Below are 24,059 nucleotides of genomic sequence, written 5' to 3'. Positions count from 1 at the left end.
TCAGCGCTCCCGGCTGAGACGAGGATTGAGTACGTCGGTCAAGCCGTCACCGATCAGGTTGAAGGACAGCACGGTCAGCACGATCACAAGGCCTGGCAGCGCGGTGAGGTACCAGGCCGTCCTGATCAACTCACGGCCGGCGCCGATCATGCTGCCCCAGCTCACGACGTTGGGATCGCCGAGGCCGAGAAAGGAGAGCGCGGCCTCCATCAGGATCGCGGTTGCCACCATCGCGGAGGCCGTGACGATGATCGACGGCAGCGCGTTGGGCAGGATTTCCCTGATGACGATGCGGCCGTGACCGAAGCCGAGGCTGCGTGCAGCCATCACGAATTCCTTCTCGCGCAAGGCACGGAATTCGGCGCGCACCAGTCGTGCAATGGTTGGCCAGGTGACGAGTCCGATGGCCCAGGTCACGGTTGCGATCGAGGGCTGCGCAATCGCGACCAGAACCACGAGCAGGATGAAGCTCGGCACAGTCTGGAATAACTCGATCAACCGCACCAGGACGTCATCGACCCAGCCGCCGCGATAACCCGCGACCGCCCCGACCAAGATGCCGACGGTGAGACCGATCGTGGTCGCGACAAATCCGATCAGAAGCGAGACGCGAGCGCCGTGCATCAGTCCTGCGGCGACGTCGCGGCCGAGCGAATCGGTGCCCAGCGGGAAGGCCGCGTTATGACCTGGCCAGATCAGCGGCCGCGCGACCATCGACAGCGGATCGCCAGGATAGAGAACCGGCGCCAGCGCAGCGGCAGCCACGATGAGCAACAGCAGGCAGATTCCGGCGACAGCCGAAGGGTTTCGCAGCAGAAGACGTAGCGATCGTGTGCGACCCGGGAGAGCAGCTCCGCTGACGATGTGGGTCTCGGGAGCGTGGATGTTCGGCCAGGTCGTCTGGTCGGGAGCAAGTTGCGACGGTGGTACCGCAGCCGGAGGCGCGGAGGTGGATTGCACAGATACGTCGATCACGTCCATCAGCGCGCCTCAATGCGGGGATCAAGCCAGGCCTGCACGAGATCCACGGTCACGTTGGCGATGATCACGAGCAGCGACGACAGCAGGAGAATGCCGAGCAGCACGCTGAAGTCGCGGCTCATCACGGCTTCAAAAGCAAGCCTGCCGAGGCCGGGCCAGCTATAGACAGTCTCGACCACGACGGCGCCGCCGAGGAGCCCGCCAAAATGCATGCCGGCGACGGTGGTGACGGGTAACAGTGCGTTGCGCAGCACATGGTGAACCGTGATGGCCAGCGGCGAGAGGCCCTTTGCCGCGGCGGTGCGCACATAATCCTGGGTTTGGGCCTCCAACATCGCCGTACGCGCGAGTCGCGAATAGATCGCGATGTAGAACAGCGCGAGCGAGACCGCCGGCAGGACCATGTAACGCGCACGGTCGAGCAGGGCGTCGAAGCCGCCGATATCTGCGCCAATCGTCGCTGAGCCGCCACTCGGTAGCCAGCCTAGCCTGACCGAGAACACCAGGATCAGCATCAGCCCGATCCAGAAGCCCGGGATGGAGTAGAACAGGGTCACGACGACCGAGATCACCCGGTCCGGCCATCGGCCGGCGAACGAGGCCATCACCACTCCGAGCACGATCCCGCCGGCGAGCGCGATGAGCTGTGCCGATATCATCAGGATCACGGTGCCAGGCAGACGCTGGGCAATGATATCGACGACCGGAAGATTGTAGCGTGGCGAGAAGCCGAGACTGAAGTGCGCGAGATTGTCGAGATAGGCGATGAGCTGGACGATCACCGGCTGATCGAGACCAAAGCGCGCCCGCAAGGCCGCCACCGTCTCCATGGTGGCGGAACCGGATTCTCCCGCCAGCACGTCGGCCGCATCACCGGGTGCAAGCTGCAGCAGAAGAAAGTTGATCACAACAATTCCGATCACGGTCGGGATCGCCTGCAAGAACGTGCGACGAAAAGTCTTCGCGAGACGCTCGATGCTCGACATCATTTTTCCAATTTGCGAGGCCCTGTCAAAAAAATACGTTTGACGCCGACATTTCGTCCGATTTCTCGTGAGACAGAAGCGTCAAAGCGCACGAATGCCGATTAGTTGACAATATTGGTAGAGCAAGTCAACGTCGAACAGCTCACACGAGCGCGTTACACGAGCGTGCTGCATTGCTGGCGTTGCCGATGCAAGATGCGAGGTCGATCATCAGGACGAACGGATAGGCAATGACGATAGTCCACAAGCCGGGCGACATAGTTGGGTGGCCGATCCTTCCGTCGCCAACGCAATTCCCAGACAGTCCATTATCGAAGGCGCTCAAGCAGCCGTTGCTGTTGGGTTTGTTCCTGCCGATCCAGGCGGGCGGCTGGAGTGCGTCGACGTTGCCACGATCGACAACGTGGACCTTCGACTACAACCGCGATCTGACACTCAGTGCGGAGTCGTTCGGTTTCGACCTGGTCTTTGCGCTGTCGCAGTGGTTGCCCAAAGGCGGGTACGGCGGCGTGTTCACGGGTGAGGCGCTTGATTCCTTCATGGCCACGGCATCGCTTGCCGCGTTGACGTCAAAGATCATGTTGATATCAACGATCCATGTTCTCTATGGACCGATCCATCCGCTGCACCTTGCCAAATATGGCGCCACACTGGATCACATATCCGGCGGACGATGGGGCATCAACGTCGTCACGGGTCATCGTGCGATCGAGCACGAGGCCTTCGGCTGGAACCAGATCGAGCACGACCGGCGTTACGAGCTGGCGGCGGAGTTCGTCGAGGTGCTGCAGCGGCTCTGGAGCGACAGCGAGAACTTCTCCTTTGAAGGGAAGTCTCCGTGGCGATTGAGCAATGCGTTCGTGACGCCAAAGCCGCGCTTTGGACGGCCAGTCCTGGTCAACGCCACCGGATCGGACGCCGGGATCGCGTTCGCTGGCCGCTATTCGGACATCGTCTTCATTACGAGCCCTGCGGGCTCGTCGTTTGCGGACGCGATCGAGGCGCTGCCGGCGCACGTGAGCCGCGTCAAGCAGGCTGCTGTCGATGTCGGGCGCGAGGTGCGGACGCTGCTCAATCCGATGGTGATTTGCCGCGAGACGGAGCGGGAGACATGGCAATACCACGACGCCATCGTCGAGCATATCGATCCCATCGCGAGCATGCAGAATTTTGCCAGCGATGCCCATGCCTGGAAGGGACGGGTCGGCCGCGATGCGCCCAAACGGCGCGCGATCGGCGGCAATATCGAGGTGATCGGCACGCCAGAGCAGGTCGTCGAGCAATTCCTGCAGCTCAAGCAGGCGGGCATTGACGGGCTGCAGCTCAGCTTTTTCGATTTCAAGCCCGACCTTGATTTCTTCGGCCGTCGCGTCGTCCCGCTGATGGAGCAGGCGGGACTGCGTCACGCGCTTCCCCGCGCGAGCTGAAGGTTCCGGCAAATCTGGATGGGCTCAGCCCTGCGCGCTCGCGCGCAGGTGATTTTCCGCAGGAGCGGGGCGGAAGCGTGCCGCCGGATGCGAGGCGGGCAGGCGAGCTTGGCCGGGTCCAAAAGTCTTCTCCCGCAGCGTCCCCGGCGCATAGTCCGTCTTGTAGACGCCACGTCGCTGCAGCTCCGGCACCACGAGCTCGGCGAAATCCTGATATCCGCCGGGGGTCACTGCGTAGCTGAGATTGAAGCCGTCGATATCGGTCTCGTCGACCCAGGCCTGGAGCTGGTCGGCGACCTCCGAGACAGAGCCCACGATCACGGGGCCGCGGCCGCCGATGCCGTTATGTTCGATGATCTCGCGGATCGTCCAGGGACGCTCGGTCCGCGAGAAGGAATCGATCATGGAGGTGACTGCATTGTCCTTCTTCACCGTGGGGAAGGGATCGTCGATGCTGTAGCGGGAGAGGTCGATGCCAGTCCAGCCGGAGAGGAGCGCAAGCGATCCCCTGGGATCGATGTAGCGCTGGTAGTCGCGATATTTGGCTTCGGCCTCGGCACGGGTCTCGCCGGCGATCACGGCAGCCAAGGCAAAGAAGCGGATATCGCCGCCGTGGCGTCCAAACGCACGAGCGCGAGCCCGGGTCTCCGCAACATTAGTCGCGGTGCGGGTCTTTGAGTGCTCCCCGAGGAAGACTGCTTCGGCGTGCCGCGCGGCAAAGTCCTTGCCACGGTTGGAGGCTCCGGCCTGGAACAGGAATGGCGTCCGTTGCGGCGAGGGATGCACAAGATGAATGGCGTCGACCTTGAAGTGCTGTCCTTGATGCTGAATCTTCCGGATGCGCGTCGGGTCGGCGAAGACGCCGCTCGCGCGATCGGCGATGACCGCCTCTTCGTCCCAGCTACCTTCCCACAGCGCGTAGACGGCATCGAGAAACTCATCTGCGAGATCGTAGCGGGGATCGTGCGGCATGATGCTGTCGCGGCCGACGGCCTTTGATGCGGCGGCGGAATAACCGGTGACGATGTTCCAGGCGACGCGCCCCTTGGTCAGGTGGTCCAGCGTGGAGAAGCGGCGCGCAAGCGTGAAGGGCGGCTCGTAGGAGACCGAGGCCGTGACACCCAGGCCGAGATGCTCGGTGACATGGGCCATCGCCGAGACGAGCAGCATCGGGTCGAGCTTGGGGATTTGTGCGCCGGTGGCCAGGGCTGCGTCGGCATTGCCGGCATAGACATCGTGAATGCCGATGCCGTCGGCAATGAAGACCGCGTCGAATTTTCCGGCTTCCAGCGTCCGGGCGAGATCGGTCCAGTAGTCAAGGCTCGCAAAGTCGAGCGAGCGGTCATCGGGATGGCGCCACAATCCCGGTGACAGGTGAACCGGGCTGAAGATGGCAAAGCCGTTGACTTGAATGATTTTGGACATGCTACCGTTTCGAAGCCGTGACAGCAGGCCTATTGGAAGGTTGAAGGCTCGGGGTGCGCGCCGGTCAGGAACCAGGAGCCCACATTGCGGGTCTTGTATTCGGCCGGATTATGCAAAGTGTGGATCCGGACGTTGCGCCAGAAGCGATCATAACCATTGGTGATGGTGGCGGAGCGGGCGCCCATCACCTCGAAAATCCGGCTGGTGACCTCGAGCGCGACCTCCCCGGCATGGACATTGGCGCCGGCGATGACGACAGCAGCTTCGCCGCGCTCGGCGGCCGTGAGGTCGCGGCCGCGCGACCAGACCCAATCGAGCGTCGCGGCCGCTTCATCGGCCAAGAGAGTCGCCGCCTTCACGCGCGTATAGAGCTCGCCATAGACCCGCCTGACCCAGGGATCGTCAGTGTGTTTCTCGACGCCGGAATGGATCCAGGGGCGCGATGTCTCCTTGGTGTAGTCACGCGCAGTGAGCAGGGCACCTTGGGCGCTGCCAATGAAGACGTTGAGCAGCGTGCTCTGCTGCAGGAACGGCGTGATGGTCTGATAGGGGCGGCCGCCGTCCGGCTTGTAGGCCAGCACCTCTTGATCGTGAACGCGGACAGATCTGTAGGTCACGCGCCCGCTGCCGGTCTGACGCTGGCCGAAACCGTCCCAGTCGTTCTCGACCTGGATGCCCTCGCGCGTCGCCGGGATCACGGCGAAGCTGCGCACATCGGTCTCGTGATCCTCCCACGCGATCTGGAGATAATCCGCGATATGCGAGCCCGAGGTGAAGGGCCGGTAGCCGTCAAGAATGTAGCCGTCGCCCTCGCGGCGCCCGAACAGGCTCTTGGAGAAGCTGTTCGCCGTGTTGCCCCAGAACCAGTTTCCGGTGACGGTGCGGCGGAAGATGTCGGCGGCCTGCTCGGGCGTGCCGCGTAAGAGGGCCGCATGTTGCGAGCCGAAATGGTAGCCATAGAGATGACCGAGCGCCCCATCCACCTTGGCGAATTCCCGCGCGATCTTCAGCGCTGTCGACCAGCGTTCGCCCGCGCCGCCATAGTCCGGCGGCACGAGGATGTTGAGGAGGCCGCTCGCCTTGAGCAGCGCGAGCTGCTCGACTGGCTTGCCGCCGGCGCGGTCGCGCGCGGCGGCGTCGCGGGCGAAGATCTCGCGCAGCTCCGCGGCCTTGGCAAAATGCGGATTCGATGTGTCCAGGTCGAAACTCATGGTGTGAACCTCAGGTGTGATCAGGCCCCGAGCCAGACGTCGGCAAAGTTGGCGGATGGGCCATCGATTGTGGTCGTATGGTTACGGACTTTGCGGTTGGCGATGGTGAGATTGGCGCCGGTCACGAGGTTGATATCGGGCAGGTCGGTCGCGATGATCACTTGGAAGGCACGAAACAGCTCGCGCCGCTTGGCCGGATCGCTTTCAACTGCCGCGGCTTCGAGCAGCCGGTCGACCTCCGGATTGCTGTAGCCCGAGCCGTTGGAGAACGGCACGCCCGGCTTGAAGTTCTTAGACCAATAGAGGCGCTGCACGCCGACCGTCGGGTCGAAGGAATGGCTCATGCCGTTGCTCATGAAGTCGAAATCGCGGTTGGTGTAGGTGCGTTTGAACCAGGTCGGCACGTCCTGTGCGCGCAACGTCACGCCAATACCGATGTTGGCGAGCGCCTGGCGCGTGTAGGCGCCAAGCTGCTGGTAGGTTTCGCTGTAGGGCATGTAGTCGTGAAACACCTTGAACCTGATGCCGTCAGCGCCGCGTGGATAACCCGCGGCATCAAGCAGGGCCTCCGCCTTGTTCGGATCGAAGTCGTGGCGCGGGATGTCGCGGTTGTAGAACTGTTTCAAGGCGGGACTGATCGCGGCGGGCGCGCTCTCGCCCCATCCATAGAAGACCACGCGCGTGATGGTTTCGCGGTCGATGGCATGGGCCACCGCCTGACGGACCGCGGGCTTGGCGAAATATGGGTTGGCGAGATTGAATTCGAGCCGGTAAACGATCGGCTGATAATCGTAGCCGCGGGTTTCGATCAGAAGGCTAGGATCGGCTTTCAGTGTCTCGAGCTGGCTCAGCGGCACGGGCGTGTCAGGCGCAAGATGGATCTCGCCGGTCTCGAGCGCTACGGCCCGCGCATTTGCATCAGCGATGAAGCGGATTACGATGCGGTCGAGAAAGGGCCTGGCCGGATCCCAATAATTCGGATTGCGTTCGAGCAGAATGTGGCTTCCTTGCTTCCACTCCCTGAAGATGAAGGGACCAGTGCCGATCGGGGCGCGGCCGTTCGGGTTGGCGAGCGGATCGGTGCCTTCATAGACGTGCCGCGGCACGATCGGGGACTCGGAGGCGGTCAGCGCAGCAAGCAGATAGGGCGCCGGCTTGTCGAGCACGATCTCCGCGATATGCTGATCGGGTGTCAGCACCTCACGCACCGAGGCGAGCGTGCCCCGGCCGCGCGGATGATACTGTTTCAAGAGCTCGATCGAATAGGCGACATCGGCCGAGGTGAAATCCCGCCCGTCATGCCATTTCACGCCACGCCGCAAGTCGAAGGTGTAACGCAGCCCGTCGTCACTCCTGCGCCAGGCGGTGGCGAGCTGTGGCCGCGGATTGAAGTCGAGATCAAAGGTGAGCAGCCCTTCGGTCACTTTGGGACTGACCCGCGTGGTAGGACCAGCCGTGTGCGTGAGGCTGACCAGAATTGGCGGCTCAGGCTGGATCACGATATTCAGTGTGCCGCCGCGCCGCGCCTCGTCAGCAGCTCGCGCGCGGCCTGGCGTGATCGCTATGCCGAATGCACCTGCACCTCCAAGCAGCAGGCTCTTGGTCATTTGTCGGCGTGTGATGTCAATCATCGCAAATTGCTCGCCATTGATGCGCGGCGCTTGCGGCAATAATCCATCGATAGACTAGACAATCAATCCCGCGAAGTGCGTCAGCGGATAATGAAAATTTTGCTATCGCTGATGTGCCGGACCGTGTGCGCGATCGTCCGCAGTCCCGACGAACAACGAAAGCAAATTCTCTGCGAGCCGTGCCTATCATTACTGCGCTGCAGGGGTGCGTTGCGGCGGGAGCCTCAGCTCTCGGCCCGACCGGCTTGAAGATTTTGAAAGGTGGCGTGATGTCGCTGAATCGCCGACGGTTTAATCAGGGAATCATCGGCTCGGCTGCTGCCGCGGCGATGTGGCCAGCGATGGGCTCCGCCAGGGATGAGGGCAAGCCGGTTGCAGGCGGGACGCTCAACTGGGTCTACTATCCCGATCCCTCCGCGCTCATTGCGATCAATACCTCGTCGGGAACCGGCCAGACCATCGGCACCAAGATCAACGAAGGACTTCTTGCGTACGACTATGATCTCAATCCGCAGCCGGTCCTCGCGACCTCCTGGACCATCAGTGACGATGGCGTCGTCTACACATTCCGTCTTCGACCAGGCGTCAAATGGTCGGATGGACATGAGTTCACGTCCGCAGACGTTGCGTTCTCGATCGAGCGGCTGAAGATCGCCCATCCGCGCGGCCGGATCACCTTCGCCAATGTCGAGGTCGTCGAGACGCCGGATCCGTTGACTGCGGTGATCATTCTCTCCAAGCCCGCGCCGTTCCTCATCACTGCGCTTGCGGGCGCCGAGTCGCCGATCGTGCCGAAACACATCTACGAGGCGCTCAAGCCCGAGGACCAGCCACGCCTGGAGCAGACCATCGGCACGGGGCCCTTCATCCTGCGCGAATGGGTGCCCGGAAGCCATCTGCTCTTTGTGAGGAATCCCAACTACTGGGACGCGCCGAAGCCCTATGTCGACCGGCTGGTGATGAAAATCGTGCTCGACCCCGCCGCGCGCGCGGCCGCGCTGGAGGCCGGTGAAGTGGATATCGGCGCAACGCCCGTGCCGTATGGCGACATCGAGCGCTTCAAGACCGACAAGCGCTTCGTCGTCGATACGACTGCCTATGCCTATTCGGGTCCGCAGCAGCAACTGTTCTTCAATTTCGATACCGCGCTGCTGCGGGATCGCCGTGTGCGTCAGGCGATTGCGCATGCAATCGATCCGAAAGCGCTGGTGGACGTGGTCTTCTTTGGGTACGCGCTGGTGTCGCCGTCGCCGGTGTCCACCGCGCTGCCGAAATTCTATGACCCCAAGGTGCAGGCCTGGCCGTTCGATCCGAAGACGGCCGAGCAACTGCTCGAAGAAGCCGGCTTGAAGCGTGGCGCCGGCGGCATCAGGGCAAAGCTGCGGCTGACCCAAAATCCCTTCCTCCCCTCAAGTTTTGCGGACTTCCTGCGGAACTCATTGCGCCGGATAGGGCTCGATATCGAGGTTCAGCGCTACGATCTCGCCACCTATCTGAATGTCGTGTACCGCGATCGGGCCTTCGACCTGACGATCGAGAGCCTGTCGAACACCTTTGACCCAACGCTTGGCATCCAGCGCGCGTATTGGTCCAAGAATTTCCGCATCGGCCTGCCGTTCTCCAACGCGGCCCACTACAGCGATCCGGAAGTCGACAAGCTGCTGGAGGCTGCTGCCGTCGAGCCAAACATCGATAAGCGACGGGATATCTGGGCGAAATTTCAGGCGATCATTCACCAAGAGGTTGCCTCAGTCGATCTTGTGGCGGCTGGTGGCGTCATCATCGCAAACCGCAAGGTGCGCAATTTTGCACCGGGTGCCGAAGGACTGAACGGAAGCTTTGCGGATATTTGGATCGATCCGTCAGCTTAGACGTCCACCGCAGCCATCCTTCCACAGCCTTTCGGGCAGGAACCGTAACGCCGACCGGTTCAAGAATGAAAATCCGTGAGATTGCTTTGATTAGTCCGGACCAAGAGAAGCAATTTTCCCCGACGAAGCGATCTTTGGAGGATCGCACGCGCAGAAAGCGACTCTTTGGTTCATCGCCACGCTGACCATTGCATGCAAATGCATTAAGTTGGGGAAGCTGCCGCGACATTCGATCAATCGGAGCCGGCAACGCAACTTACTCGACTCCGATCGCGGCGAAGCAATGTTGGACACAACAATCTGCCTTAACGCGGAGCAGTAACAGTCATGCCACTCGAAACAGCCGTTTCTTCCCAAAACTCTGACTGCAAAGCTTCACTACCTCAAGCGCGGTCCAGAGAAGCCGACGTTCTATCGCATCGATCCACCCCCCGGCGTGCCGCAATGGAACGGCATCGACGACGAACGTGAAGTCCAGATCGAGGACGCTCGCGGCCGCGAATCTGAATTCACGCTCGACCGCAACGGGTTTTCGCTCGTGAAGGCGCCCACCGCGGTTGCGGACTTCTATGACGAGCAAGAGATCAAGCGCGTCTACTATCCGGAAGTCGATAAATTGTTGCGCGATAAAGTCGGTGCAAGCCGTGTGTTCATATTCGACCACAATGTACGCAATGCGGCGCGGGCAGGGCTGGCGCCACCCTCGCGGCAGGTGCACAATGACCACACGGTGAATTCCGCCCCGCGCCGCGTTCGCGACCACCTCGGAGCCGAGGCGGACGAATTGTTGAAACACCGGTTCGGTATCGTCAATGTGTGGCGACCAGTTCGCGGTCCCGTGTTGGACTCACCGCTCGCGCTGTGCGACGCACGGTCTTTCACGGATGATGATTTGATCGCGAGCGATCTCGTTTATGCCCATGTTCGCGGCGAAACCTCGCGAGTGGAATACAAGCCTAGCCATCGCTGGTACTACTTCTCGGAGATGCGGGCCGACGAAGCGCTCTTAATTCGGATCCATGACAGCGCCAACGACGGTCGTGCGCGGCTGTCATTCCATACCTCGTTCGAAAATCCGCTGGCGCCGGGCGCGCCGCCGCGGGAAAGCATCGAGGTGCGCGCGCTCGTGTTCTTCGCACCGGTGTCCTGACGGGAGCTTTTGCCATCGCGAGGCGTGGACGATTGCCGCGCCTCGGAGGCAAGCGGGTCGGCACCGCGCGGCTTGGAAAGCAAGCGATAAGCCTCATGGCAGTTCGGCAACGAATATGGGTGATGTCGTGAGCGGGGTGGAGACCGCCTCCGCCACAGTGCTAGTTTCGAAACAGAGCACGCATTTCGCTTTGGTCAAACCGGGAATGATGATTCGGTGCGGTGCACAGCGCCGCCGGTGAGTAGGTCAGGGGCATGCCGCCGGCGGCAAGCATTGCGGATAGCATCGCTCGTTGATCGGGGCTCTGATACTGCTGACCCATCCGAACGCAAATCGCGAGGCAGAGTGAGATCGCAACGGTGCCGATGAGAACCCGGACCTCGACCGAAGGCGGTTGCCGGTACCTCGAGCGAAATACGCGTTTCCGCGCACCTGAAAGAGGGAACGATTGCGCGAATTGAAGGCACGAGGCGGTCATATCAGCAAGCCTCGACAGATTACGCGAAGGGGCCGGATCGACTATTCATCATCGCAGATAGTCCGGCAGCGTGAAGCCGTCATAGAAGCGGTCCGACAGGATCGCGTTCTTGAATGTCGGCGACTTGTAGGCGGATACGACGTCCTGCGCCCAGGGGCTTTCGGCATTGTCGTGCTTGACGGCCACGACATTGATGTAAGGCGTCGTCATCTTCTCCAATGCGAAGGCATTGGTCAGCTTAAGTCCACTATAGATCGCGAAGTTGCCCTGGATGGCAGCGAAGTCCACATCGTCCAGCGCCCGCGGCGCCTGTGCTGATTCCAGGGGCACGATCTTGATGCCGCCGGGGTTCTTGATGACGTCGAGCTCGGTGACATCGACTGGCTTGCTGTCGCGGATTTCGACCAGGCCGAGATCGCGCAAAATCCAGAGCGCGCGCTGCAGGTTGACCGGATCATTCGGTACGGCGACCGTCGAGCCTGCCTTGATGGGCGTGCCCGGCACGTACTTTTTCGAGTAAAGTCCCATCGGCGGGGTCGGTACGTGGACGATGCCGACAAGGTCCGTCTTCTGCCGCTCGTTGTAGGAGTTGAGGAAGACGGTGTGCTGCATGACATTGGCGTCGATGTCGCCTTTGAAGACGGCGTTGTTGGCTTCCAATCCGGTCGAGAACTCGTAGTAGCGGACGGCATAGCCCTTCTTCTTGAGTTCCGGTTCGACGCCGGCCTTGAACTCGTCGATATACGGGCCTGGAACGAAGCCCACCTTGAGTTCGGCCTTGGCGGCTTGCTGGGCCAAGGCGTTGGCCGCGATGACAGTGGAAAGAACGAGGCTGGACAGCAGAACCCAGAGTTTCTTCATCTTTTCTTTACGTATTCTCATTTCGGGATGGTGTGTAAGCGCTACGCGATCGCTTGGGCCGGATGACTGAACACGCTTGCAGGCCTCTTCAGCCCGTAATGTTCGCGGAGGGTTTTGCCGTTATAGTCGTCGCGGAACAGGCCCCGCTTGCGCAGGATCGGAACGACCTCTTGGGCGAAGATGTCGAAGCCGCCCGGCAGCCAGGGCGGCATCACGTTGAAGCCATCGGCCGCACCGTTCTCGAACCAGGTCTGGATGTTGTCCGCGATCTTTTCGGGAGGGCCGGCGATCACCCAATGGCCGCGCGCGCCTGCCAGGCGCTGCACCAGTTGCCGGATGGTCGGCTTCTCGCGATCGACAATGTCGACGACGAGCTTGAACCGGCTCGCCACGCCCCGCGGGCCGCCGGTATCGATCAAGTGGCGCGGGAAGGGGCCGTCAAGGTCAAATCCGGTCAGATCAAGCCCGATCATCTGCCGGAGCTGGGTCAGCGAATACTCCGGCTGGATGAGATCGTTGAACTCCTCCTGCAGACGATCGGCCTCGGCCTGCGTGCTGCCGATGAACGGGCTGATGCCCGGAAGGATCTTGATCTGGTCGGGACTGCGGCCGAAGCTGCCGGCTTGCCGCTTGATATCGGCATAAAACTCCTGGGCACTGGCGAGTGTCTGATGCGCGGTGAAGATCGCCTCCGCGAAACGAGCGGCGAAGGCGCGCCCGTCTTCGGATGAGCCGGCCTGAACATAGACCGGGCGCCCCTGAGGCGAACGCGAGATGTTCAGCGGACCACGTACGCGCAGGTGCTTGCCGACGTGATCGATCGTGTGGATCTTGCTGGTGTCGGCGAAAATTCCGGAGACCGGATCATTGACGAGAGCATCGTCCTCCCAGCTATCCCAAAGTTTTGTGATGACGTCGAGATACTCCCGGGCCCGCTCGTATCGCTCGTGGTGCGGCGGATGCTCGGGCAGTCCAAAATTCTGCGCAGCATAGGGCGTGCTTGTCGTGACAATGTTCCAGCCGGCGCGGCCCTGGCTCAAGTGATCGAGCGAAGCAAACAGCCGAGCCAGATTATAGGGCTCTGTATAGGTGGTCGATGCGGTTGCGATCAGGCCGATGCGCTTGGTGACCGCGGCGATCGCGGCGAGCCAGGTGATCGGTTCGAATCGAAAGCGCTGCGCATAACGGACGTTGTCTGCAAGTGCTGGTCCGTCAGCGAAGAAGATGGCATCGAATTTGTGGGCCTCGGCCCGTTGGGTGAGCTCCTGGTAGAAGGAAACATCGAGGATACGATCCGCCGGGTAGCCCTTATAACGCCACGCTGCCTCATGATGGCCGCCCGGATAGATGAAGAGATTGAGAGCAAGCTGTCGTCGGTCACTCATGGTTCATGCGCTCGTGCGGCTGTTTCGAACATGGAGAGAAAGATCAGGTCGAGGACGCCCGGAATCCTGATGGATTGTCGGGCTTGCGCGCAAAGGCGAAGCGCAGATATCGCTCCAGCCGTAGCCCTTCGGGCACGCGCTTGCTCTCGAGGAGATCGGTAAAGGCGACGCGAACCATCGCACGCTCCGTCTCGGAGAAGCCATCCAGGAAATTGCCGAAAGCACTTGCCTCCGACCATTTGAGCAAGGAGTCCGCGTCGCGGTGGACCTCGACGAGCGCTCGCAGATCGCTCCGATATTCGGTGAAGCCGGCCTCGGTTAACAGCCGTCTGAGCTCGTCATCACTGGCGCCAAGAACCCGGTGCGAGTCGGAGTGGTGGTCGCCAAGCCCGGCTTGCTGGATCGCCTTGCGCAGCAGCGTGCGGGATTCGTGCGGTTTTGCAGGATCCTGGACGTTCAGTCCGAGCCTGCCGCCTGCCTTGAGCACGCGATGAATCTCTTTGAGGGCCTGCGCCTTGTCCTCGATCCAGTGCAGTACGCTGTTGAGATACACGACATCGAACGAACCATCGTCAAATCGCGATAGGTCCTCGGCACGGCCGGTTTCGAATGTCAGGGTCGTCGATTGCCGCAAGCGAGCGATCGCGATCCGGTACTCGAGCGGATCGATCCCGATGACCCGTCCGGTCGGCCCGACCAGGCCTGCCACAAACTCGGTCAACCGGCCGGTGCCCGCACCGATATCGAGCACATGCTCTCCCTCTTTCACTGCGAGCGGCCCGATCAGGAATTTGCCGTGATGAAATTGCAGGACACCCGCCTGCTCGTAGGCCTGAGCGAGACCGGGTGTGTCCTGCGCAAGGCTAATGACGCCGCCGAGCTGCGACATTCGATGTTCCTCGATGACTGCTCTCGCATTGTGCCCGAACGCAGGCGTGCCGCGTGCGGTGTGCGCGAGACTAAGAAAGTGTATGTCGGAGTTCGCAACGATGTCGATGAAATGAATTTACGTTGTTGCAGAGAAGCTGAGCATGAACGTTATGCGCGATGCCGCTGGCGTAGATGAGAGCGCAAACGGCGCTAACGCTCGTGAGAAGCGCAATGATCGATCACGATTACACCGTTGTCGTTACCGGCGGCGTAGATCGCCCAAAATGTTTTAGCGAGGCGATCGATGACGACGGGATCGTTGTGCACTCCAAAAAACAACGCTGGTTTCATTTCATTGACTGCGCATCATTCGCTTCTACGATTTGCAGGCTTGGATAGGTCATCTCGAAGTGGATTAGATCATGCCTCAGCTCGATCCTGATGCCAGCGCGCGAGAAACCCTTCGCCTGATCGGGCCCGATCCGCAGAACTGGGTGCCGGATCAGGATGGAATAGATCACAACGTCCTCGTCGTTGGCGGCGGTCAGTCCGGCAGCACGTTTGCATTCGCACTACGCCGGGCCGGCATCGGCAAGGTCTCGCTGATTGACGCTGCGGAGGACCACGCCGGCGCCGGCGTTTGGCTGACGAGCGCGCGCATGCATAAGCTGCGCACCCCAAAGACCCTCCCCGGTCCCGAACTCGGCTTGCCCGGTCTGAGCTTTCAGGCCTGGTATGAAGCACGGCACGGAGCTGCGGCCTACGACGCATTGGACCGCATCCCGCGGATCGATTGGGCGGCTTACCTTGACTGGTATCGGGAACAACTCGGTATATCCGTCCGCTATGGCACACGGCTCGTTCGCATCGTGCCGAGCGATCGTCATTTCCGCGTTTACCTGGAGAGGGGCGGCAAAACGACCATTGAGACCGCGAGAAAGATCATTCTCGCAACCGGCTTTGCCGGCAATGGTCCGTATATCCCTGACGTGCTGTGCCAGAACCTGCCAAATGAGCTTTACGCCCACACCTCCGAGCGCATCGATTTCGACGCGTTGCGCGGCAAGTCGGTTGCCGTGCTCGGAAGCGCAGCGTCGGCCTTTGACGCTGCCGCGGTGGCACTCGAGAACGGCGCCAGGGAGGTTCATCTCTTTGCACGCCGCGCGGCGCTTGCGGCGCTGCCGGTGATCCGGCTGCGCCTTTATCCGGGAGCCTATGATAACTACGGATCGTTGCCGGACGCGCTACGATGGCAACAAGCCCTGCGCTTCCGCCGCGAGGGGTCGACTCCGCCGGCCGATTCAATATCGCGGGCCGCACGTTTCCCTGATTTTCACTTGCATTTGGGTGCGCCGTGGATCTCAGCAAAACCCCACGGTAGGCGGCTGCTTGCGACCACGCCCCAAGGGCAGATCGCCTTCGACTTCGTCATTGCCGGCACGGGGTATAGCCTGGACCTCGCGGCGCGGCCGGAACTCTCCGGCTTTGCGCACGAGATTCTGCTCTGGCGCGATCGCTTCACACCAGCGGAGGAAGAGCGGGACGACGTCCTTTCCGCTTACCCCTATCTCGGTGCGGGACACGAATTTCTCGAGAAGGAACCGGGGAATGCTCCGTATCTGAAGGACATTCACGTCTTCAATCCCGCGGCCTTCGTCAGCTTTGGTCTGCCGGTTGGAGATATCCCAAGCTCCAAGCGCGATGTCCCGTCTGTCGTTGCGCGGATCAGCCGCGATCTGTTCCTCGCGGATCTCGCGCAGCACGAGGCGCGCATCAACGGACCCGTGGCCGAAGATTTCGATGCCGCGCTTTATGCGTCGGCGGTCTGGCGGTCGCCGCAATCCGCTGCCGCGGAGTAACACGAATGAAAGACCACCCGCATTTCGTCCGGCTACGCGATGTGAGCGCAGCTCTTTCCCGATCGCTTGCAAGTTTGGAACGTATTTGCAGTTGGCTTGCGATAACATCTTACGACTACGCGTCGAGTTCGCACCGAAGCGACTTGAGGATGGAGAGGTCTCGCGTCAGCGTGCCTGTTCGGCGAGGAAAGCCGATGGCAAGCCGCAAAGAGGCCTGATTACAGAATAATCCGACCAATGCTCCGCCATTGCTTCAAGCGATCGGCGAATGGCGGAGCTTTGCCCAGCAACGAGATCGCAGCCTTGGGGACTACGAAGATGACTGACACCACTGCCATCGACAACGTCATCCCGCGGGCGGATATCGTCAAGCGCGCCGCCCGCATTGGTGCCGAGATCAGAAACATCAAGCTGTCGGGCGACCTGTCCGACCAGGTGATCGGGGCGATCAACAAGGTGCTGCTCGAGCGCAAGGTGATCTTCTTCCGCGATCAGGATCATCTCGACGATGCCGAGCAGGAACGCTTTGGGCTGCGGCTTGGTAAGCTCGTTCCGCATCCGACCATCGGCGCCGCCAAGGGCACGGCGTCGGTTCTGGAGCTCGATTCCGGCCGCGGCGGCGGCCGTGCGGACCAGTGGCACACCGATGTCACTTTCGTGGACGCCTATCCCAAGATTTCCATCCTACGTGGTGTCGTGATCCCGCCGTTCGGCGGTGACACGATCTGGTCCAATACGGCAGCCGCCTATCTCGATCTGCCGCCGCCGCTGCAGCGGCTTGCCGACGAGCTGTGGGCCGTTCACTGCAACGCCTATGACTATGCGGTGAAGCAGCGCGCCAGCGAAGCCGACAGGAAGCATTTCGACGAGGTCTTCACCGGCACGATCTACGAGACCGAACATCCTGTGGTTCGGGTCCATCCCGAGACCGGAGAGCGGACGCTTGTGCTCGGCAACTTCGTGCAGCGCTTCGTCGGGGTGCCAAAATACGACAGCCAGAAGCTGTTCGATCTGTTCCAGTCTCACATTACGGCGCCGGAAAACACCGTACGCTGGAGCTGGAAGCAGGGCGACGTCGCGATCTGGGACAATCGCGCCACCCAGCATTACGCCGTGAACGATTACGGCGATCAGCACCGCGTCGTCCGCCGGGTCACCCTCGATGGCGACGCACCGGTGAGCGTTGATGGCCGCAAGAGCGTGACGCGCATCAAGGCCATCAAGCCCCAGGCCAAGGCAGCCTGACAGGCGCTTCTCAATCGGAGAACAGGTAGATGACGAATTTGTCCCAAGCTGGAAAGTGGCCGGCCGCGATCTCCTTAAGCCGATTGGCGAAGGCGTCATGGCGCGTCCTGTGGGGGGGCGCCATGACCATCGTTTTGTTCAGCCAGGCGCTGGCGGATCCGCTGCCGGAGCAGACCGAAATCCGTTATCAGGGCTGGGCCGGGCAGGTTACATTTGTGGAGCTTGCCGACGATCTGGGCTATCTGGCGCCGCTGAAGCTGAAATGGGTCGGTAACACCATCTCGGGGCCGCAGGACATCCAGACAGTTGTCACCGGAGATGTCGACATCGGCGGTGCCTTCTATGGCGCCATTATCAAACTGATTGCCGCAAAAGCGCCGATTAAGGCCGTAGTCGGCTATTACGGATCCGACGCTGGCACCTACCACGGCTATTATGTGAGGGAGGACAGCCCGATCAGGTCCGCTCGTGACCTGATTGGCAAGAAGGTTGCGGTTAATACGCTGGGTGCGCATCTGGAATTCGTGCTCCGCGAATATCTCGCCCGCAATGGCCTCAGCGCAGCAGAAGCAAAGCAGGTCACACTGGTCGCGGTCCCGCCGGTCACTGGCGAGCAGGCGTTGCGCCAAGGATCGGTCGACGTCACGACGCTCAGTGGAATTCTGCGTGACAAGGCGCTCGAGCGTGGCGGCATCCGCCAACTATTCGCCGACACCGATCTGTTCGGCAATTTCACTGGCGGCGCCTATGTCCTGCGCGACAAGTTTATCAAGGACAATCCCAACACGTCTCGCAAGCTCGTGGAGGGCGTTTCGCGTGCCATCGCCTGGGCGCAAACGACGCAGGCGGAAGAGGTGCGCGCCCGGTTCGAGAGGATCATTGCCGATCGCAAGCGGAACGAGGATGCCTCGCCCATCAAATACTGGAAGAGCACCGGCGTTGCCACCAAGGGCGGCGTCATCAGCGATGGCGAAATCCAGATCTGGATTGACTGGCTGGTCAAGGACGGCCTGCTCAAGCCCAATCAGCTCAAGGCGGCGGATACCTACACAAACGAGTTCAACTTCTATCGCACTGGCAAGCAGGCGGACGCCAAATGAACGCGGTCAAGATCAGCTTTGAGCAGGTTCGGAAAGAATTCACTGTCCGGGGAGAGGGCGGCGGGCCACCGCGCCGCTTCACGGCGCTGGAGGATATCACACTCGACGTACGCGCCGGGGAGTTCCTGGCGCTGGTCGGCCCGAGCGGTTGCGGCAAGTCCACCTTGCTGGATCTGCTCGGCGGACTGGCGCTTCCGACCAGCGGCCAAATCCTGCTCGATGGCCGTCCGATCACTGGACCGGCGCGCGATCGCGGCATCGTGTTTCAGCAGTATGCACTGTTTCCCTGGCGGACCGCGGCACAGAACGTCGAGTTCGGGCTCGATATTGCAGGCCTGAAATCCAGGGAGCGCCGCGACCGCGCGCTGCACTATCTCGGCCTCGTCGGGCTTGCCGCCTTCGCCGACCGCTATCCGCATGAACTATCCGGCGGCATGAAGCAGCGTGTCGCGATTGCGCGCAGCCTCGCCTATGATCCCGAGGTGCTGTTGATGGACGAACCGTTTGCAGCCCTCGATGCGCAGACGCGCGAAACGCTCCAGGGCGAGCTGCTGCGCATCTGGCGGACAACCGGAAAAACGATCCTCTTCATCACGCATGGCATCGACGAAGCTGTCGTGCTTGGCCAACGGGTCGCGATCATGACGTCGCGCCCGGGACGCATCAAGCAGGTGATCGGGGTGCCGGAGGAACTGCACAGCGAGACCGACGACGTGCGCTCGCTTCCTGCGTTCGGCCAGACCCGGCATGAGGTCTGGTCGCTGTTGCGGGAAGAAGTGCTGAAGGCCCAGAATGGCCAAATCGCGAGCGAGGCGGATGCGCGTCACGCAGAGAAGGCTGAAAAGGAGCTTGCCCATGTCTAGCCTCGAGTTGCTGCCGCTCATCGAGCTCGCGCAGGGCCGGCCGATGATCCACGGACAGGAGCCCGACCAGGCTTTCAACAGGTGGGAGGCCTTGCGTCCCGCGATGCGCAGGGTGATTGCGTTCGGCAAGCGCTCTCTTCTGGTGCTCCTCTTGCTGGCGCTCTGGGAAGCCGTGCCGCGGCTCGGATTGGCAGACCCAGCATTTCTGCCACCGTTTTCGGATGTGATCGCCGCAGGCTGGCAGCTTGCCCAAAGCGGTGAGCTTTACGACGACGTCGCGGCGAGTCTGTTGCGCGCGCTGAGCGGCTTCCTGATCTCGGTGGTGCTGATTGTCCCGTTGGGGCTAGCGGTCGGCTGGTACGCCCGACTCGGCGACCTGCTCAATCAATTCATCGAAGTTTGCCGCAACACGGCGCCGCTCGCGCTGTTGCCCGTGTTCATCCTCCTGCTCGGGATCGGCGAGCTGTCGAAGGTCACCATGGTGATCTATAGCTGCGCCTGGCCGCTGCTGCTCAACACCATCGCGGCCGTCAGGCAGGTCGACCCGCTGCTGGTCAAATCGGCGCGGACGATGGGGGCGAGCCCGCAGCAGCTCTTCCGCAAGGTCATCCTGCCTGCGGCGCTGCCCACGATCTTTGTTGGCATTCGCCTGGCCAGCGCGTCGGCCATGCTGGTGCTGGTCGCCTCCGAAATGGTTGGTGCGAAGGCGGGTCTCGGCTATCTCATCATCTACAGCCAGTACAGCTTCCTGATCCCGCAGATGTATTTCGGCATTCTCGGAATCACCGTGATCGGCCTGACGTTCAATGCCCTGCTGGAGGCGCTGGAGCGGCGTCTGATGCGGTGGAAGGCGGCGGTCTAACCGGCGCCCGGCTTGTTGCGCACTGTGGCCTGGGTCACCACACTGTTCGGCGGAATGCTTTGCGTGAGCCAGACATTCCCGCCGATCGTCGAGCCGCGGCCGATCGTGATCCGCCCCAGGATAGTGGCGCCGGCGTAGATCACGACGTCGTCCTCGACGATCGGATGGCGGGCATCGCCCTTGATCAGATTGCCTTCGTCATCGGTCGGGAAATGGCGGGCGCCGAGGGTGACGGCCTGATAGATGCGCACATTGTCGCCGATGATCGTGGTCTCGCCGATCACGACGCCGGTGCCGTGATCGATAAAGAAGCCCGATCCGATGCTGGCGCCCGGATGAATGTCGATTCCCGTCCTGGTATGGGCGATCTCGGCGACCAGGCGCGCCACCAGCCGCGCGTCCAACCGGTGGAGAATGTGGGCAAGGCGGTGATGGATGATCGCCGTCATGCCGGGATAGCCGATCAGGATTTCCGGAAAATTCCTCGCGGCGGGATCGCCGACGAAGGCGGCGCGCAGATCGCTGATGAGGAGGCCGCGGAGCGCCGGAAGCTCGGATGCGAATTGGCGGGTGAGATCGATCGCACCCTGCCGACGAAATCCGGGCAACAGCTCGTCGCCGATGAAGAGGGCGCCGCGATGGATCTGCTCGGCGAGCTGATCGAGCGCGACACCCAGCGTGTGCCCGACAAAATAGTCGATATTCTCCCCGTCAAGATCGAACCGCCCGTAGTGGCGCGGAAACAGGGCTTCGGTCAGCCTGTTCAGGATATCTTTCAACGCTTCGCGGGAAGGGGCACGGCGCGCCTCACCGTCGCGGCGGATACTGTGCGTCTCCTCGCGCGATATCCGCAGCTTAGCAACGATGCGGTCGAGCTGCCATCGCTTGAGCGCCGGGCCGTCCGGATCGGTTGCGAGGGGGCTCTCATCCCGCGGGGGTTCGCGTTTCATGCATCACCGGGCATGGGCGAGGGGAATGCCGACCTCTGCCAGCAGGTCGAGGTCGCTGTCGCGGTCGATCTCGATATATTGGCCGTTCCAATAGACGAGGCCCGACAAGCGAGGGGACAGCTCGAAGCTCAGCAGGCTGCCCACGACGATGCCGTGCGAATGGCGCTCGATGATTTCCTCGACCTGGCATTCGATCCTCGCCAATGAATGGCTGAGCAGAGGCACGCCCGATGAGCCGGGAGACCACTCGATGCCCTCAAAACGCTGGCTGCCCTTCAGCCGGCCGTTGCTGAACCGACCCGCTATGCCATGCTGGTCGGAGCCCAGGATATTGACGCCGAACAGCCGGTGTCGCTCGATCAATGGAAAGGAAGATGCCTGCCGGTTGATGCTGACCAGGAGACGGGGAGGGGTGGCGCTGAGCGATGTCAGGGAGGTGACGGTCATGCCCGTGATCTCACTACCCTGACCGGCGGTGATGATGCTGACGCCGCCGGCGAGGCGGCGCATGACAGAACGGAATTGTTGCTCGACTTCGTCGGTCTCATTGACGAGATGGAAGTCCGCTCTGGCCATCTGTCTCCTCCATTGGCACCTCGGATTGCCTGGCGGAAGGCTTGCTCCTAGAAGAAGCCCTTGGCCGGCAGTGGGGTGCCGCTGATCACGTGTTGCCCGATCGACCGCGCCTTGTAGTTGGTCGGATTGTGTGACGACAGGGTGCGCGCGTTGCGCCAGTGCCGATCAAAATTGGTCGCCTTCTTGGTGGCGGATGCGCCGCCGACATCAAACAGCAGGCTGCCGGCGCGGATGGCAGAATCGTCGGCGACGATCTTGGCCTTGGCTGACACTAGCGCCGCCTTGTGGGCGGCCTCGGCCGCATCGGGTGCGCCGGCGTCGAATGCGTCGGTCGCTACATCCAGCGCCTCGGCAGCCGCAAGGACCACTGTCTCGGCGGCAAACGCGCCACTCGCGATCTGCCCGACGGTTTGCTGCAGCACCGGATCGTCGGTCGGCACTTCGCTCGGCGCATAGTAGAAGGTTCGTTTCCGGGAGCGAACCAGCGCTGCGGCATCGCGCAAGGCGGCCCGTGCAATGCCCGCGACGATAGCGGTCAGGAAGAGTTGCGCAAACGTATTCGAATACGGAACACCATATCCGACATCGGGCGCATCGAACACGATCTCTTGTCGCCTGACCCGGACGTTCCGGAAATACGTGGTGCCGGTCGCTGTCAGCCGCTGCCCCAGCCCATCCCAATCGTCGATCAGCTCGACGCCTTCCCGTTTCACCGGGATGATGGTCGCGCCCGGTTTGCCCGATGGATCGGCGGCGCGAACCAGGACGTAGTCGGAATAGAGCGTGCCGGTGCTGTAATATTTGGTCCCGTTCAGGAGGTAGTCGTCGCCATCGGGGGTAAAGGTGGTATTCGGGACGATGTTGCCGACTTGTGGGCTTTCAAGTTCGGTCGTGGCAAGCCCGATGATGGCGCCATCAGCGACCGCCTGCTGCCATATCCGGCCCTGCTCGTCGCGCGGGCGGCGGACGAGCCGCTCGACCACGCTGAAATGGTTGCGGAGGATGTGCGCGACATTGGCGTCGGCTTCGCCAAGGCGAATGACGATCTCGAATAGTTCGCGGATGGTGCTGCCGGCGCCGCCGGCGGAAACCGGCAGGCGCAATGCGCCCAGCTTGGCGCGCCGGATGAGATCAATCGCCTCAAACGGCAGGACGCGTTCCCGCTCGCGCTCGCTTTCGCCTTCAGCGATCTGGGCGAGTAGGTTGTCCAACTCGGGGGAGTGGAGGTCGACCGGCCGGGATGGAGCGAAACTTATGGCGGATACTGGTTTGTTCATTTTTTGAATCCGGATGTGATTGCTGAGGGCAGTCGCGATCAGAGCTGTGCGAGATGATCGGTGACCTTGATCGGCTCGGGCAGGACCTTTCGCGCAACAAGCCAGTCCGCGGCCCGCTGCAATTCGGACAGGAATTTCTCGTCGTTGACCGGGAAGTAGCGGTACTGCCTGTTCATCGCGATGAACTGGTCGCGTACCTGATCGCTGTATTTGCCGGCCTTCTGTGCGATGTATTCGGCCTCTTTGCTGTTCTCCGAAATCCACTTGCCCTCGGCGCGGAAGGCATCGTTGACCGCGCGGACCAGCGCGGGATTGTCGGTCGCGAATTTGCGGGTGGTCAGATGAGAGGTGTAGTCGATCTGGAATTCGAGATCGCGGCCCTCGAGGAAGATGTCGTGGGCCTTGTATTCGAGCCGCGCGATATCGACCCCGGGGCTCCACATCGACCAGGCGTCGACCTTGCCGGAGGCCAGCGCAGGCGCGGCATCGGGCGGATTGAGATAGACGAACTTCACCGCGGAACGGTCGACCTTGTGTTTCTCCAGGGCCGCTACCAGCAGGAATTCGCCAAGTCCCGAGCGATTGACCGCGACCGATTTGCCGACCAGGTCCTCGATTTTGTTGATGCCGGAATCGTCCTTGGCGATGATCGCGGTGGTGCGGGGCTCGTAGACGACGAACTGAGTAAAGACAAGGGGAGAGCCCGCGATGATCGCGGCCAGCGCCGGCGTCGTGCTGCCGCCAAAGGAAAAGTCGGCGCTGCCGCCGGTGACGGCTTGCAAGGTCGGCGCGTGGTTCGGAAATGGCCCGAGCCATTCCACCTTGATGCCGTCCTCGGCCAGCACCTTTTCAAACTCGCCCCGTTCCTTGGCGATGAGGTTGAGGCCGCTGAGACCCCAGGTGAGGCGCACCAGATCGGTGGTGCGGCCGGCCGCCGACCAGGCGGGTTCGCCGAGATCGAGGCCGGCGAGGGCGCCGATCCCGAAAGCTGCCGTGCCGAAAAAGCGACGGCGGGAGGGGTTGCCAAATGAAGAGAAAGACATGGTACGAT

Annotated in this window: 20 protein-coding genes; 8 read left to right on the top strand and 12 right to left on the bottom strand. The window is 61.9% G+C overall.

What is annotated here, in order from left to right:
* Nucleotides 1-981: an ABC transporter permease gene (locus P6U23_RS24305; protein WP_407175085.1), complete on the bottom strand. Its 981-nt coding sequence runs from the start codon at nt 979-981 to the stop codon at nt 1-3.
* Nucleotides 981-1,967, bottom strand: coding sequence for an ABC transporter permease (locus P6U23_RS24300; protein WP_407181563.1), 987 nt, complete (start codon nt 1,965-1,967; stop codon nt 981-983). The genes P6U23_RS24305 and P6U23_RS24300 overlap by 1 nt, the downstream gene beginning before the upstream one ends.
* A gap of 230 nt (nt 1,968-2,197) precedes the next feature.
* On the opposite strand from P6U23_RS24300, the gene P6U23_RS24295 reads away from it, so the two are divergent.
* Nucleotides 2,198-3,394: an LLM class flavin-dependent oxidoreductase gene (locus tag P6U23_RS24295; RefSeq protein WP_407175084.1), complete on the top strand. Its 1,197-nt coding sequence runs from the start codon at nt 2,198-2,200 to the stop codon at nt 3,392-3,394.
* 24 nt (nt 3,395-3,418) lie between these two features.
* Here the strand turns inward: P6U23_RS24295 and P6U23_RS24290 are convergent, their stop codons facing one another.
* The 3 genes from P6U23_RS24290 to P6U23_RS24280 are packed head-to-tail and all read right to left on the bottom strand — an operon-like array spanning nt 3,419 to nt 7,661.
* Nucleotides 3,419-4,819, bottom strand: coding sequence for an LLM class flavin-dependent oxidoreductase (locus P6U23_RS24290; protein ID WP_407175083.1), 1,401 nt, complete (start codon nt 4,817-4,819; stop codon nt 3,419-3,421).
* Between the two features lie 29 nt (nt 4,820-4,848).
* Nucleotides 4,849-6,030, bottom strand: a complete 1,182-nt coding sequence (locus P6U23_RS24285; protein WP_407175082.1) for an acyl-CoA dehydrogenase family protein — start codon at nt 6,028-6,030, stop codon at nt 4,849-4,851.
* A gap of 20 nt (nt 6,031-6,050) precedes the next feature.
* Nucleotides 6,051-7,661, bottom strand: a complete 1,611-nt coding sequence (locus tag P6U23_RS24280) for an ABC transporter substrate-binding protein (RefSeq protein WP_407175081.1) — start codon at nt 7,659-7,661, stop codon at nt 6,051-6,053.
* 269 nt (nt 7,662-7,930) lie between these two features.
* Between P6U23_RS24280 and P6U23_RS24275 the strand changes: the two genes are divergently transcribed.
* Nucleotides 7,931-9,532, top strand: coding sequence for an ABC transporter substrate-binding protein (locus tag P6U23_RS24275; protein WP_407175080.1), 1,602 nt, complete (start codon nt 7,931-7,933; stop codon nt 9,530-9,532).
* 361 nt (nt 9,533-9,893) lie between these two features.
* Nucleotides 9,894-10,682, top strand: coding sequence for a CmcJ/NvfI family oxidoreductase (locus P6U23_RS24270; RefSeq protein WP_407181562.1), 789 nt, complete (start codon nt 9,894-9,896; stop codon nt 10,680-10,682).
* A 526-nt stretch (nt 10,683-11,208) separates the two neighbouring features.
* Here the strand turns inward: P6U23_RS24270 and P6U23_RS24265 are convergent.
* From P6U23_RS24265 to P6U23_RS24255, 3 genes are read right to left on the bottom strand one after another with little or no spacing between them, the layout of a single operon-like run.
* A complete protein-coding gene (locus P6U23_RS24265) occupies nt 11,209-12,021 on the bottom strand; it encodes a MetQ/NlpA family ABC transporter substrate-binding protein (RefSeq protein ID WP_407175079.1) in 813 nt (270 codons plus the stop codon).
* 41 nt (nt 12,022-12,062) lie between these two features.
* Complete coding sequence (locus P6U23_RS24260) at nt 12,063-13,406, bottom strand: LLM class flavin-dependent oxidoreductase (protein WP_407175078.1); 1,344 nt, start codon at nt 13,404-13,406, stop codon at nt 12,063-12,065.
* Between the two features lie 43 nt (nt 13,407-13,449).
* On the bottom strand, nt 13,450-14,295 hold the full coding sequence (locus P6U23_RS24255) for a class I SAM-dependent methyltransferase (protein WP_407175077.1): 846 nt from the start codon (nt 14,293-14,295) through the stop codon (nt 13,450-13,452).
* Between the two features lie 403 nt (nt 14,296-14,698).
* Here P6U23_RS24255 and P6U23_RS24250 point away from each other — a divergent pair, with 403 nt between their 5' ends.
* The 5 genes from P6U23_RS24250 to P6U23_RS24230 all read left to right on the top strand — a co-directional run bounded on the left by P6U23_RS24250 (nt 14,699) and on the right by P6U23_RS24230 (nt 20,205).
* Nucleotides 14,699-16,135, top strand: a complete 1,437-nt coding sequence (locus P6U23_RS24250) for an FAD-dependent oxidoreductase (RefSeq protein WP_407175076.1) — start codon at nt 14,699-14,701, stop codon at nt 16,133-16,135.
* Between the two features lie 318 nt (nt 16,136-16,453).
* Complete coding sequence (locus P6U23_RS24245) at nt 16,454-17,380, top strand: TauD/TfdA dioxygenase family protein (RefSeq protein WP_407175075.1); 927 nt, start codon at nt 16,454-16,456, stop codon at nt 17,378-17,380.
* A 122-nt stretch (nt 17,381-17,502) separates the two neighbouring features.
* On the top strand, nt 17,503-18,480 hold the full coding sequence (locus P6U23_RS24240; RefSeq protein ID WP_407175074.1) for an ABC transporter substrate-binding protein: 978 nt from the start codon (nt 17,503-17,505) through the stop codon (nt 18,478-18,480).
* Entirely contained in the window at nt 18,477-19,343 is an 867-nt protein-coding gene (locus tag P6U23_RS24235) for an ABC transporter ATP-binding protein (RefSeq protein WP_407175073.1), read from the top strand. The genes P6U23_RS24240 and P6U23_RS24235 overlap by 4 nt, the downstream gene beginning before the upstream one ends.
* Nucleotides 19,336-20,205 carry an ABC transporter permease gene (locus P6U23_RS24230; protein ID WP_407175072.1) on the top strand — a complete coding sequence of 290 codons (870 nt, stop codon included), beginning with the start codon at nt 19,336-19,338 and terminating at the stop codon, nt 20,203-20,205. The genes P6U23_RS24235 and P6U23_RS24230 overlap by 8 nt, the downstream gene beginning before the upstream one ends.
* Here P6U23_RS24230 and epsC read toward each other — a convergent pair.
* The 4 genes from epsC to P6U23_RS24210 are packed head-to-tail and all read right to left on the bottom strand — an operon-like array spanning nt 20,202 to nt 24,051.
* Entirely contained in the window at nt 20,202-21,155 is a 954-nt protein-coding gene (gene epsC, locus P6U23_RS24225; RefSeq protein ID WP_407175071.1) for a serine O-acetyltransferase EpsC, read from the bottom strand. The two genes, P6U23_RS24230 and epsC, sit on opposite strands and share 4 nt — an antisense overlap.
* Before the next feature lie 3 nt (nt 21,156-21,158).
* Entirely contained in the window at nt 21,159-21,731 is a 573-nt protein-coding gene (locus tag P6U23_RS24220) for a flavin reductase family protein (RefSeq protein ID WP_407175070.1), read from the bottom strand.
* A gap of 47 nt (nt 21,732-21,778) precedes the next feature.
* Nucleotides 21,779-23,008, bottom strand: a complete 1,230-nt coding sequence (locus P6U23_RS24215) for an acyl-CoA dehydrogenase family protein (RefSeq protein WP_407175069.1) — start codon at nt 23,006-23,008, stop codon at nt 21,779-21,781.
* A 38-nt stretch (nt 23,009-23,046) separates the two neighbouring features.
* Nucleotides 23,047-24,051, bottom strand: coding sequence for an NrtA/SsuA/CpmA family ABC transporter substrate-binding protein (locus P6U23_RS24210; protein ID WP_407175068.1), 1,005 nt, complete (start codon nt 24,049-24,051; stop codon nt 23,047-23,049).
* Nucleotides 24,052-24,059 lie beyond the last annotated feature (8 nt).

It is taken from the genome of Bradyrhizobium sp. STM 3562 (assembly GCF_045571435.1).
Classification (GTDB): domain Bacteria; phylum Pseudomonadota; class Alphaproteobacteria; order Rhizobiales; family Xanthobacteraceae; genus Bradyrhizobium.
Note: the sequence above shows the minus strand (reverse complement) of the source record. Positions and strands in the feature narration are given on the sequence as shown.